The 13,217-nt window shown below is 50.0% G+C and carries 8 protein-coding genes; 4 read left to right on the top strand and 4 right to left on the bottom strand.

Annotated elements, in window-relative coordinates; genetic code table 11:
* The first annotated feature begins 78 nt into the window (after positions 1-78).
* On the top strand, positions 79-720 hold the full coding sequence (locus tag P2W70_RS26665; RefSeq protein ID WP_276484608.1) for an alpha/beta fold hydrolase: 642 nt from the start codon (positions 79-81) through the stop codon (positions 718-720).
* 310 nt (positions 721-1,030) lie between these two features.
* Positions 1,031-3,325, top strand: a complete 2,295-nt coding sequence (locus P2W70_RS26660) for a Tex family protein (protein ID WP_276484607.1) — start codon at positions 1,031-1,033, stop codon at positions 3,323-3,325.
* Positions 3,326-3,854: 529 nt separating this feature from the next.
* Here the strand turns inward: P2W70_RS26660 and P2W70_RS26655 are convergent.
* The 3 genes from P2W70_RS26655 to P2W70_RS26645 form a co-directional block, all read right to left on the bottom strand.
* Positions 3,855-7,700 (bottom strand): TIM-barrel domain-containing protein, encoded by a 3,846-nt coding sequence (locus tag P2W70_RS26655; protein ID WP_276484606.1) that lies wholly within the window; start codon positions 7,698-7,700, stop codon positions 3,855-3,857.
* 491 nt (positions 7,701-8,191) lie between these two features.
* Complete coding sequence (locus P2W70_RS26650; protein WP_276484605.1) at positions 8,192-8,722, bottom strand: anti-sigma factor family protein; 531 nt, start codon at positions 8,720-8,722, stop codon at positions 8,192-8,194.
* 17 nt (positions 8,723-8,739) lie between these two features.
* The gene (locus tag P2W70_RS26645) at positions 8,740-9,324 is read right to left on the bottom strand and encodes an RNA polymerase sigma factor (protein WP_276484604.1); all 585 of its coding nucleotides are present in this window, start codon (positions 9,322-9,324) and stop codon (positions 8,740-8,742) included.
* A 279-nt stretch (positions 9,325-9,603) separates the two neighbouring features.
* On the opposite strand from P2W70_RS26645, the gene P2W70_RS26640 reads away from it, so the two are divergent.
* Positions 9,604-9,996 carry a DUF6249 domain-containing protein gene (locus tag P2W70_RS26640; RefSeq protein WP_276484603.1) on the top strand — a complete coding sequence of 131 codons (393 nt, stop codon included), beginning with the start codon at positions 9,604-9,606 and terminating at the stop codon, positions 9,994-9,996.
* A 478-nt stretch (positions 9,997-10,474) separates the two neighbouring features.
* Here P2W70_RS26640 and P2W70_RS26635 read toward each other — a convergent pair whose 3' ends face one another.
* Positions 10,475-12,058, bottom strand: a complete 1,584-nt coding sequence (locus P2W70_RS26635) for a S41 family peptidase (RefSeq protein ID WP_276484602.1) — start codon at positions 12,056-12,058, stop codon at positions 10,475-10,477.
* Positions 12,059-12,296: 238 nt separating this feature from the next.
* On the opposite strand from P2W70_RS26635, the gene P2W70_RS26630 reads away from it, so the two are divergent.
* Positions 12,297-13,145, top strand: coding sequence for an N-acetylglucosamine kinase (locus P2W70_RS26630; RefSeq protein ID WP_276484601.1), 849 nt, complete (start codon positions 12,297-12,299; stop codon positions 13,143-13,145).
* Positions 13,146-13,217 lie beyond the last annotated feature (72 nt).

The raw sequence follows: 13,217 nt of genomic DNA, 5'->3' as shown, positions 1-13,217 counted from the left end.
AACAAAATGTTAAAAGGCATTTTACGACTATGATGGCGGTATATTTGTCATTAATTTTCGGGACCCAACCATTTTGCAGTGAAAGCTTATTTTATCAGTGGCATGGCAGCCGATGAACGGGTGTTTAAATACATTCAGCTGCCAGGCGGTTACGAGATCGTTCATCTTACCTGGATTGCACCGTTGGCGCACGAATCCCTGCCTGCCTATGCCGCCCGCCTTGCACAAAGGATCGATACCAACGAACCATTCGCATTAGTAGGCCTCTCATTTGGGGGTATGCTGGTAACGGAAATCGCCAAAGTATTACCACCCGCCAGGGTCATACTGATTTCCAGTATTCCGCTCTCGGCACACCTGCCCCGCTATTTCAGGCTCGCGGCCGCGTTTCGGCTGCACAAGATCGTACCCATCAGTATGATCAAAACGGCTGCCCGGTGGAAACGCTATATCTCCGGCGAAAATGCAGCCGATAAAAAACTGCTCTGGGAGATAATTGATAGCAGCGACCCGGCTTTTATCCGGTGGTCGATGGAGGCGGTACTAACCTGGAAAAATGAGGTGCTGCCACAGCCCCTGATCCATATTCATGGCGGCTACGATATCGTACTGCCCCAACGGTATACCCATCCAACGCATGTGATTCCCAAAGCGGGGCACCTGATGGTCATGGCACAGCATGCTGAACTCAATGCATTGCTGCAAAAATTGCTCGCATAATCCTGAACACCTTAAAACCCCAACAAAGGCGCATTTCGCCTCTACTACAGCTTTTTGGCCATCGGAAAACCCAATTACCAGTATGGCTGGAGCGATAGCAGGATCTGCGAAAGCAATACCGGCGACTGCTTTTAATAATGCGGTCGGCGGCAGGCCAATTTGTTGATAAAAACAAAGTTTTTTCTTTGAATCCTTCGCTTACATTTGCTCCCCCGATTTAACGCCGGGCAAGGCGAAAAATGTTGCAATTTTGCAGCTGAAAACCGCTTCCGGCGCAAGATCTACGCTGAACGATTAACAGTATCAGACCATGGAATTAAAGTACACACAAAAGATCGCAGAAAAGCTCAGTCTTACCCTGAAACAGATTACCAGTGTTCACGATCTGCAGGCAGAAGGTGCTACCATCCCCTTTATGGCACGTTACCGTAAAGAGGCTACCAATAACCTCGATGAAGTCGCCATCGGTAACATCGTAGAGCAAATCGCTTATTACACCGAGCTCGACAAACGCAAAGAAACCGTGATCAAGACCATCGACGGCCTGGGCAAACTGACGCCCGAGCTGAAAGAGCGTATTGAAAACTGTTATGATGCTACCGAACTGGAAGATATTTACCTGCCTTACAAACCCAAGCGCAAGACCAGGGCAACCCAGGCCATTGAAAAAGGACTGGAGCCTTTGGCAAAATTGCTCTTCGAACAAGGCGCAGAAGATCCCGGCGCTGAAGCCAATAAATTCATTACCGACCAGGTAAAAGATACCAAAGAAGCCCTACAGGGTGCCCGCGATATCATTGCTGAATGGGTGGCAGAGCACGAACAGGCCCGTAACAAGGTACGCCAGTTGTTTACCGAAACAGCCCAGTTCTCCGCCAAAGTTCTCAGCAGCAAAAAAGACGAAGAAGAAGCGCAGAAATACCGCGATTACTTCGAGTTCAACGAGCCACTGTCCGAAAGCCCTTCGCACCGGGTATTGGCCATCCGCCGAGGCGAAAAAGAAGGTTACCTGGTGATGGACATCAACATCGATAAGCAAACAGCGGTCGATGAACTGGACCGTATCTTCATTAAGGCCTCCAACCCCAACAGCGCGGAAGTCAGGAAAGCCATCGACGACAGCTTCGATCGTTTGTTGAAGTCTTCGATCGAAAACGAATTCCGCCTCGTGAGCAAGAACAAAGCCGATGAGGATGCGATCAACGTATTCGCCGAAAACCTGCGTCAGTTGTTGCTGGCATCCCCCCTCGGGTCCAAGCGCGTTTTGGCACTCGACCCCGGCTTCCGTACCGGTTGTAAAGTGATCTGTCTCGATGCACAAGGCAACCTGGTGTACAACGGCGTGATCTATCCCCACCCGCCACAAAACGAATGGAGCAAGAGTGAAAGCGAGATCAAACACCTCGTCAATAAATATGAGATCGAAGCGATCGGTGTTGGTAACGGTACCGCCGGCCGCGAAACAGAACAACTGGTACGTGGCATCGACTTCGGTCGCCCCGTGAGTGTGTTCCAGGTCAACGAAAGCGGCGCCTCTATCTACTCTGCGTCGGAAGTAGCCCGCGAAGAATTCCCCGATCAGGATGTAACCGTACGTGGTGCGGTCAGCATCGGTCGCCGCCTCCTCGATCCGCTCAGCGAACTGGTAAAGATCGACCCCAAATCGATCGGTGTGGGTCAGTACCAGCACGACGTCAACCAGACCAAGCTAAAAGACGCGCTCGACAGAGTCGTTGAAAGTGCGGTGAACTTTGTGGGTGTTGATGTCAACACAGCCTCCAAGCACCTGTTGCTCTATGTATCTGGTCTCAGCAATACCCTCGCAAAGAACATTGTGGAATACCGTGCCAAGAACGGCGCCTTCAAGACCCGCGAAGAACTGAAGAAAGTACCGATGATGGGGCCCAAGACCTTTGAACAGTGTGCGGGCTTCTTACGTATCCCCGGTGCTGCCAACCCCCTCGATAATTCTTCGGTACACCCCGAAAGTTATTTTGTGGTAGAGCAGATGGCGAAAGACCTGCAGGCTTCCCTAGAAGACCTGATCAAAAATGCCGAACTACGCAAGAAAGTCAACAAGAAACAATACATCAGCGAAACGATCGGTGAATTCACCATCAACGATATCCTGAAGGAACTGGAAAAGCCCGGTCGTGACCCCCGTGCACAGATCGAAGAGTTCCGTTTCGATGATACGATCAAGTCGATTGAAGATGTGAAGCCCGGTATGACCGTGCCCGGTGTCGTGACTAATATCACCAACTTTGGTGCCTTTGTAGACATTGGTGTCAAGCAGGATGGCCTCGTGCACATCTCTCAGTTGAGCAACACGTATGTGTCTGACCCCAACTCCGTCGTTAAACTGAACCAGAAGGTGACCGTGACGGTGACGGAAGTAGATGTGGCCCGTAAGCGCATTGCCCTTTCCATGCGCGACCAGCAGAAAAGCAGTGTCGGTGGTGGACAACAACGCTCCCAGGGTGGCGGCAACCGGCAAGACAATCGTTCCGGTGGTGGTAACAAAGGTGGCCAGCCGGCAAAGAACGAGCCGCTGAACCCCTTCCAGGCAAAACTGGCGGAACTGAAGAAGAAGTTCAAAGACTAGTCACTCACTCGGCGGTGCGGCTGAACACTGCCGGACAAATACAACAACAAGGCCGTTTCCTCCGGGAGACGGCCTTTTGTTAGTGTAGTGGTGGATGAGCGTGCACCCGGCACGCGGGCAGCCCATCAGCAAAGAACCGCCAGGTTGAAAATGCTCCGGGCCGGGATAAAAGTTATAGAGGACTTATAGAGCACATATAGAGGGGTTATAGAGGTTTGCGCCCGGGGTTGCCCGTACCGTAAGCGGAGGGTAAGCACAGGGCAGGCAACGGGATATAATACCACTCCCAGCTGCGACACAGCTCTCTATGAATTACCTGCCCCTTCAGCAACACAGCACCGAAAAGGCTACCCGACCCACAATACAGCGCTCCAAAGGGGGACCCGCCCCCAGCAGCGACACCACTCACCATAGAGGCCCCTCGGTAGCAACACAACTCCCCCAAGCCTGTAGGCAGACATCAACAAAAAATGGGTGAACCTGCCGACAGGTCCACCCATTTTTTATGGCCAACGTGAAGGGTTATGGCTTATAACCGGATCGTATTGAGTTGTTGATCCACCAGCAATATATCTGTAGGATGCAAGTCGATCGAAACGGACCGTTTTGCTTTCAATTGGATGATGAACAATTCTTTTGTTCCTTTCAGCGGTGCTCCATCACAACGGTTGATAAAAGTAGGATACAATACTTTTTTACCATTGTTGTGCAGTCGGTCGTTGGTCAGGTTTTGCAATTGCTGAACGCCGACAGGCACGATACCGGCAAACTCAAAGTCCTGTTGATCGTACGGTAAGGCAAAGCTCAGGGCGTTCACAGATCGCAGGTCGATACCTTTCACAGTGATGGTTACAATCTCGCCGGGAGCGGCCAATGTTTTGTTGGCGGTGATGTCCAGCTTGCCGGTCAGGCTATCGGGTTGGCCGGTGGACTCACAATCATCGAGTCGGGTCGTGACATGAGCAATATCAAACGCGTCGATGAGCCCATTTTTGTTGATATCGCCCTTGCTGACATAACCCTCAAAGTCATTGTCTCCTTTGCGCAGGCCGGTATAGTTGATATACGACGTCAGGTCATTGTTGTCAACCTTGCCATCATTGTTGATGTCGCCTGGAATGATGCTGGCAGTGCCAGGTACTTTGAAGACGTACAGTTCGCGGCCCGATCCAAAGTCGCCCACCGCTTCTGTAACGGATAGCTGGAGGTACCTGGCTGTTGGGTGGTTGGGGAAGGTCACTTCTTTGGTATCCCCGTTCCTGGTCCAGGTAAAGGCAGTGGGAGCAGACCAGTTCGTTTTGTCTTCACTGTAAGCAATCGTTCCTTTCAATAAGATACCATTGCCCCGGCTGCGTGGCAGGTATTGCAGCTTTTCCAACTGATTGAACGATTGCAGGTCGATCGTAACGGTGAAAGGAACTGCTTTTTTACCCCAGGCGGTATGCCACATACTGTTCTCGTCAAAGTCAAACAGCATCGCTAATTCAGCGCCATCCTGGTCGGGCACCGTCGAAGTGGCTTTGATGTGCTTAATGGCAAATTCCAACGGGTTGACTTTCGTTTTGCCCGTGAAGGAAGTCCACGCAGAAACGCCTGTTTTATTGACTGCTCGTACCTTAAATGGATACACCGATTGCGGCGTCAACGCTTCAAACTGGAAAGCGGTATCGGAGATCGTACTGTACAGTTGACCGTCGAATTCGATCTCGTAATAGTCGGCCCTGGTGACCTTGTTCCAGGTGGGCTTCAACGTATAGGCAGTAGCATTAGAATCTATTATCTGCGGAAGCACGGGGGCAGTCAGCATACCGGTTGAGTGGCGCAAATGGTCTTTCGGCGCAAACCGGAATCCGGCGATGGTCAGCACCACTGCTTGTTGAGTGATGTCTGTTGCCGCCACCTTCACCAGCACCTGCGGGTTTTTGGTCATCGCTACTTTTTCAAAAGCACTGTTCCTGGTAGCAAACCGGTTGAGGTTGGGAGTTGCCTCATAGTAGTACATATTGCTGCCCGTTGTAAATTGTTCGAAGCTGGCTGCTTTGGTCAGCGCAATCAATTTACCACCTACTGCTACTTTAACGGCGGTGGGGGTTTGTGTTACATTGATATGGAATTCGGTGACCTTCTTTTTATCAAAACCATCAAAGCTACCTTTCGTTGGGTGTACTGTGATCGTCGCTACGCCATTTGCTTCGCTGGAAGTGATCAGTGTATGGGCACCTTGGCCGGTACGGTAGGCCTCGGTGAGGCCATCATCGTCATAGGCGAGAAAGGAACTTTTACCTGCGGGGTACACTTCATATAGGCGGAGGTTGTTGTTGATGGCGGTCACCTGGTTGTGGGGCGCCGTCATCGGGATGATCGCGCCGGCTTTTACAAATACCGGCAGCTTCCAGATCGGCACGGGAAAATGATTGATGATCCGGTTGCCTTCGTACCGTTCACCGGAAAAGTAATCGATCCACGATCCTTTGGGGAGATAAATGCCGTGGCGAATATCGTTGCCAGCAGCATCTGCTTTGGTTTCTTTGTATACGGGCGCTATGAGGAAATTAGGCCCGTACAGGTATTCGTATTGAGTCGCTTTTCCCAGCGTATAGCTGTTGGGATATTGTAAAAACAGGGCGCGGATCATCGGTAATCCATCCACCGATTCCTTGGCAATACTGTACGCATAGGGGAGAAGGGCAGATTTTAGCTTGAGGTACGTGCGATTGATCGAAGTAGCCGGCTCACCCAGCGCCTGCGGATATTTTTCATTGGATCCCCAGCCGTCCATATTCAGTTGCATGGGCGTAAAGGTCTTCCACTGAAAGTCGCGGATGTTGACGGCTGCGTTTTTCCCACCAAATATGCCGTCCATATCTGACGTGATATTGGGCTGTCCGGATAGACTGCTTCCAATATAAGTGGGAATATGAAAGCGAATGTATTCCCATACGCCGCCCGTTTGGTCGCCGGTCCAAATGGTGGCATAGCGTTGTGTACCTGCCCAACCATCCAGTGAGATGATAAAGGGGCGGGCATTGTTGCTTTCCTGCCGCATGATCTGTGCCGCGTCTGCCACGCCATTCAGGCCAAACGAATAGCCCCTGCCTACCCAGGCGACATCGGTCTTGAGCACTCGCACACCAGCAGTACCCACTTCTTTTACGATATCGCGTTGCAACAGGGCGCTGATGCCTTCTTTGGGATGCAGGTCCGATTGGGTCCACAAGCCGATCTGTACACCTTGCTGCCGGGCATAATCACCAAAGGATTTCAGGTTGAGGATATTGCTGTCCAGTGTGCCGGTCTGTCCGTATCCTGCTCCATAACCATCGTTGGGCAGTATCCAGCCAAAAGGCATGTCCTGCGCTTTGTAGCGGTCGATCACCGCCCGGGCAGAAAACTGATAGTTGTTCTTCTCTCCGTTCAGCGACTCTTTGGTGCCGCCATTGTCTTTCTGGTTTTCCTTATACCGTTGGCCATCCTCAAACACAATACCGGTGGTGTCGGCCTTCCAGTAATCGCGGTTGTAAGCATTGAGGTGACCTTCGTAGAAGCCGAATTTGGGTATCAATACAGGATGGCCGGTGAGTTGGTAAAAATCATTGAGCAGCGCTACGGGTTGGGCGTCGATCATAAAGAATACGTCGAGATAGTCCGTTTCGTGCGACAGCTGTACGATACCTTTTTCCTGGGCACCAAAATCGTACTTGCCTTTCTTAAAAGTATACCACATGAAACCATAGCCATTGGTCGACCAATAGAATGGGGTGGGAGAGGCAACACCTCCATCGGTCCAGCTGTTCTGATTTTCGATAGCAATGGACTTTCCTTTATGAGAGAAGCGGCCGTTTTGAACACCGCCCCCATAAAAATATTCCTGTGGGGATTCCTGGAGCCGGAGTATCGACTGCTTTTTGGTAAACTCGTACAGGTTGGTGACCGCTACCACCTTTTTGTGGTGGCTGTTGAACACGTCGAGCCGCAGGGCCATTTTGGGCAGCTCGATCGTTAGCTGACCTGTCCTGATGATCCAGGCGGTTCCTTTGTCATGGATAGTCAGCGCCGCCACTTTTTTACGGGGCTGCTCTACCAGGATATTGGCCGCAGGCGTCGCAGCCGGATCCCTGAAATCCCTGTCCGTGCTGTCGTACAGCAAACGGAATAGGTTGTCGCCATAAAAGTCGATCAATACATGCTTCTGGTTGGCGTACCTGATGTCGACCGTTGTGGCGTTGATCTTTGTAGCGCTGAGCATCTGGACAGTAGCTGCAGGCGTGCTACCGGTTATTTGGGTGGGTACCTGCCCTGTTGCTGGTTGATGGAAGGTTGCCAGGAGGGTAGTGGCCAATAAAGACGAAAGTGATAGCCGGAATAGTTGTGTCATGGGCGCAGTAAATTGCTTTATATCGATTACGGTAAAAATACTGACTAATCGAAAGCGGGGCGGCAACTGTGCTATCGATTGCATCAATATGTGAGCGGTAGGTTCGCTTCCCTGACTGGGTCCTTTTCTGGCCTGGAAAATGGCTGCCGATGAACATAAGGGCCGGTTGAACCGGATCGTATTGCTAACGAGGTAGGGCACTTGCTAAATCATCCTGCGTTGGATCGAGCGGGCAGAAAAGCAATCTGAGCAAACGGCGATCGATCAATTCCTGCAGCAGGTCGATAGCCGTCAGTTATAAATCCCACTATAGAACAAAGAAGCCCCTCCGAAGAATCGGCGGGGCATACCGGAACATAGTGATAACAGATCACCATGTAGCAGGGCATTTGCTGCCCGGCTGCATCGTAGTATCGTAAATAGATTTGTGAGCGTAGGTGAAGGATACTAAATGCCCAATGTTATCGTAGGAGCGGCCATCGTGTCAAAAGCTACAGTTGCTCCCGCAGTTGCTTTTTTTTCCTGCCCAAGTACATATCGAGCAATACCAGTCCGAGGATAGCATTGATCACGAGGAATACGTTGGTGGAGGTACTGTTTAGTACATTGCCCACATTGAGTTTGTTTGGATCGATGTTGAAAGGGAGTGCATTGGTGCCTCCACCAGTGGCAGCGGGTGCGGTGAGCATCTGCCCAAATACAAAGACGAGGAAACCGACGATCGTTATCAGAAAGAATGCCCCGATACCCCAGATCACACGTTTGTTGATATAATTCTTGGCAGCAGGAGCGATCTGGTATTTCGCAATGTCTTCCATTACGTTTTGTGTGAAACGCATGGAGGGTTCATCCAGCTCAAGGCTGTTGCTCATCAGCTGGTGCACTTCCAGCAATTCGTGGTATTGTCGCCGCCATTCGATATTGCTTTCGATCAACTGCTCGATGGCCGACTTTTCTTCAGGTGAAGAAAGTCCGTCGATATAATCCCACAAACGCGTTTCAATAGATGGTTGCGTGTTCATACTCCTGCTTTTTTAGATCAATTCATAATGTCTTTTACTTCCTGCACAAAATGGGTCTCCATTTTGTCCTTCAGGCGTTGCCTGGCCCGGTGTAGCCGCACTTTGACGGTATTGGGTTCCAGGCCCATGATCTGTCCGATCTCATCCAGGCTCTGTTCGCCCTGGTAAAACAAGGAGATCAGTTTAGCATCATCGGGGCTGAGCAGCTTGATGGCTTTGTTGACCATCTGGATCTTTGATTTCTGCTCGACCTGGTTGGCCCGGAAACCGGAATCTACACTGTCGGCCACCTCAAATACCTTTTCATTGTCAAGCGAATGCGTTTCCAGCTTCTTTTTTCGCAGAAAGGTGATACAGGTAGTGGTCACGATGGTATATAGCCAGGTACTGAACCGGGATTCTCCGCGGAAATCGGCCAGGCTACGATACGCCTTGACAAATACGTCCTGGGCGATCTCTTCGGCGTCTTCCCGGCTGTTGGTGTACCGTAGCGTAATGGTGAAAACGAAATTCTGGTATCGTTTCACCAGGTCGGCATACAGTGAATGCTCACCACGCAGCACTCTGCTAATGATCTCATTATCATTCGTTCCGGTATTCATTGCTGGTAGTAAGACTACAGAAGGTTGGGTTTGGTTACAGGGGCAAGGTAAGAAATTTAAGGGCGGCGTTACACCATATATAGGTGTAAGAACCAGACAAAAGAAATCGCCAACATTTTTCCGGTTGCCTGTAACCTGCACGAGCCCGGGGTGGTCCTATATTCAGTAACAAGCGCTGCAAAAAAAAACTTTCTAAAAGCTGTAACCCGGGTAGAAAAGCAGTAGTCTGATATGGAAAGAAACAAGCAAATAACTTTTAAAACAATAAAATAGTAAGTCATGGACGAAGGACATTTAGCGATACTCTGGTTGATCCTCAGTAGTTTAGCTTTTTTTGCAACGATATTCGGCATCCGCTACATGCGCACCCGCGAGAATATGGCAATGATCGAAAAGGGCCTGGATCCCAAACTCAACCGAAACCGCCCTGCGCCTTTTGTAAACCTGAAATGGGGGTTGTTGATGGTAGGTGCCGGTATCGGGCTGGCAGTAGCCTTTATCCTCGGAGAGTATGTGTTGAACGCAACCAACAAATGGGGAGAGCGCATGGATGACGGTAGGATCACCTTCCTCTACTTTGCCCTCATTGCCATCGGTGGCGGTATCGGCCTCATCTTCTCGTACAAGATTGAAAAGAAAGAGCTGCTCGACAAGCCTGAACTGTACAAATAAGGCAACAAGGCAAATATGCATTGAGGCAACAAGCAGAGCCAGGAGAACAACAAGTATAATAGAGGATCAAAGTCGCCAGAAAGACAACTAGTATAGCCAACAGCACCAAGGAAGGCAACGCAGCAACAAGCCAAGTCCTTAAAACAGACAAAGTATAGCCAAGTAACAAGCCAGGAAAGTATAGCCATCAGTTCAAATCCCCTGACCCTCGCAACCAGCAACCAGCAGTATAGCCAGCTGCAAAAACAGCAAAGCCGCACATCGTACGACGTGCGGCTTTTGTTATATAGAACTATGTCTTTGTAGCTGAATGTAGATGGCGTGCGCTTTTCTTTTTAAAAGGCTTGTGATGTTCCTTGCAACCTCGGTGCCTTTCTTCTCTCGTTGCTTATGTGCCTTGCTGCCCGGTTGCCTCGCTGTCTTTCCTAACTCGGTGCCTTTCTTCTCTCGTTGCCTATGTGCCTCGTTGCCTGTATTCCTACTTCTTCAATTCTTCGATCGCCCTTTTCACCATGGTATCATTGAGGTTGTTTACTTCAAAATAACCCGGCATCCGCCAGATCTGGCGGGCCAGCCAGGTGGAGATGCGACGTTCCACTTCTGCTTTGTCGTGGCTGGTCAGTGAGCCAAGCTGAATGGAATCCTTCGCCGCAAAATTTACCAGGTTACTCCAGGCATCGCCGGTCTTGTCAAAGCGCTGGGCAAAGTCTTTGGGATTCTTGAACTGGTCAAAGTAATTGCGGTGCTGTATGTAGTAAGCATAAATGAAGCGGCTGAAAGTTTGTTTGCTAAACAGTTGGTATACTGGTCTCGAATACCCGGTGGTATCATACGGAATGAAGATATCCGGTGTGATACCTCCACCGCCATAAACGGTGCGTCCCTTGGGTGTTTTGTAAGAAGGTCCTACATGGTTGGTGCTGGTGTCGCCCGTCATCATTTCTCCATTGTGGAAACGTTCGGCCACCTCGTCGTTATAGGCTTCGCGGCCCTTGTTGTAAGGCTTTTGGATATTGCGGCCCAGCGGCGAATAATAGCGCGCCACGGTGAGACGCAGGGCGGCGCCATTGCTCAGGTCGTATTGCTCCTGCACCAATCCTTTACCGAAGGTGCGGCGGCCGATCAGCGTCGCCCGGTCCCAATCCTGCAGGGCGCCGGCGACTACTTCGCTCGCGGATGCCGAATTCTCATCGACCAGCAAAACGACCTTTCCTTTTTCCAGTAAGCCCGGACGCTTGCAGCGAAAATCCTGCCTGGGTTGTTTGTCGCCCTGTGTATATACGATTAGTTTGTTGTCGTCGAGAAATTCATCGACAATGTCTACAGCTTCTCCGAGAATACCGCCACCGTTGTCGCGTATATCGAAGATGAGTTGTTTCATGCCCTGGCCTTGCAGCTTTTCCGTAGCCTGCATAAATTCTTCATAGGTAGTGCCGGAGAATTTATTCAGGTGAATATAGCCGGTGGTTGCATCCACCATATAGGCCGCATCGACCGAATACAAAGGAATGGTGCCGCGGGTGATGGTGGTGCTGAAGGGCTTGTTGTTGCGCAATACCATTACCGCTACCTGGCTGCCGCCCGGACCGCGCAGTAATTTTTTGATGCGTTCACCATCGATCTTGCCGGCAACGGTAGAGTCACCTACTTTCACAAACTGGTCACCTACCTTCAGACCTGCTTTATCGCTGGGACCATCGGCCAGTACATTGGTCACGTTGACCGTATCATTGATGATAAAGAATTCTACACCGATACCTTCAAAGTTACCTTGCAGATCGGCATTCACTTCATCGAGATACTTGGCCGGTATAAAAATAGAATGTGGATCGAGGTGAGTCAGCATCGCCTGGATAGCATCTTCGGCCAGCGAGTCAGAACTTACTTTGTCCACGTAACGGGCATTCACCAGGTCGATGACTTCCTGCACGGAAGATCGTTGAGCCGATTGGAAAAGGCCTCGCGAGTTAGGTATATTGTTGCGCAACCGGAAGCCGATCCACATACCTGCAATTAAGACCAATGCAAATAATAAGGGAAGCCATACCTGTAGTTTCTTCATCGGGAAATAATATTTTTTGAAGGTCGGATGTCATAATCTGTTGCATTTTCTCCAGGAAACCTGGCATTAATGCGTTTTTATGCCGCTTTTTCGTGGAATCAGCGATCAGACAGATTACTTCATGCGGGGTCGCTCAATTTTAAAATTTAGGGGCGAAGTTCATAATTAATTCTCAATTCCACGCTTTACCTTCGTTAAATGGTTGCTGCTGAGTATGAAAGCTTAAACGGATATATCTATGGCCATTTTGATTGCGGACAGCGGGGCTACCAAATGTGAATGGAGCCTGGCAGAAACAAGGAAGAAGAGTAAGACAGTTTTTACCCAGGGCATCAGTCCTTACTTTCTGAATACTCCCCAGATCGAAACTATAATCCGTAATGAGCTGCTACCGGGATTGAAGAAACCGGTCGTAGATGCAGTTTATTACTATGGTACTGGCTGCAGCAACCCTGCTAATGCCAAGATCGTCAAGAAGGCGATCGCCAACATTTTCCCCGGCGTGGAGGTAGAAGTAACGCATGACCTGTTTGGTGCCGCTCGCGCACTCTGTGGGCATGAAAAAGGCATCGCCTGTATCCTGGGCACGGGCAGCAATTCAGCCTATTACAACGGCAGCAAGATTGTTAAAAATAGCCCTGGATTGGGTTATGTACTAGGCGATGAAGGCAGCGGTGCCTATCTCGGCAAAAAAGTACTTCAATATTACCTGTACAATACCTATGACGACGAGCTGCGTTGGAAATTTGAAGCAAAGTATAAGGGAATTAATGCGGTAGAGATACTGGAAAATATATATAAGAAACCCTTCCCCAACCGCTACCTGGCCACTTTTACCCTCTTTCTGGCAGAGAATCGCGGGCATTTCATGATCGAGAATATCATCGAGGATGGCATAAATGACTTTTTCTTTAACCATCTTTGCAAATATGGCGAGAGCTGGAAGCTACCCATTCATTTTACAGGAGGCGTATCGTATGCTTTCCGGGATGTGGTAACGGACTTGTGTCATTCCTATGAGTTTGAGCTGGGACAGATCCTGAAGAACCCGATGGAGGGCCTGATCAAATACCACCTTGATAAATAAACACGCCGAACGATTGCCAGGTTCATGCAGACCGGCCAACTGGTATTAATAATCAGCAGATTGTGGTGCAGC

The organism is Paraflavitalea pollutisoli (assembly GCF_029360705.1).
Classification (GTDB): Bacteria; Bacteroidota; Bacteroidia; order Chitinophagales; family Chitinophagaceae; genus Paraflavitalea; species Paraflavitalea pollutisoli.
This window is presented reverse-complemented; position numbering and strand designations above follow the sequence as displayed.

Coding starts and splice junctions, on each gene's coding strand:
- P2W70_RS26660 (WP_276484607.1), top strand. CDS start 1,031: ATGGAATTAAAGTACACACAAAAGATCGCAGAAAAGCTCAGTCTTACC.
- P2W70_RS26655 (WP_276484606.1), bottom strand. CDS start 7,700: ATGACACAACTATTCCGGCTATCACTTTCGTCTTTATTGGCCACTACC.
- P2W70_RS26650 (WP_276484605.1), bottom strand. CDS start 8,722: ATGAACACGCAACCATCTATTGAAACGCGTTTGTGGGATTATATCGAC.
- P2W70_RS26645 (WP_276484604.1), bottom strand. CDS start 9,324: ATGAATACCGGAACGAATGATAATGAGATCATTAGCAGAGTGCTGCGT.
- P2W70_RS26640 (WP_276484603.1), top strand. CDS start 9,604: ATGGACGAAGGACATTTAGCGATACTCTGGTTGATCCTCAGTAGTTTA.
- P2W70_RS26635 (WP_276484602.1), bottom strand. CDS start 12,058: ATGAAGAAACTACAGGTATGGCTTCCCTTATTATTTGCATTGGTCTTA.
- P2W70_RS26630 (WP_276484601.1), top strand. CDS start 12,297: ATGGCCATTTTGATTGCGGACAGCGGGGCTACCAAATGTGAATGGAGC.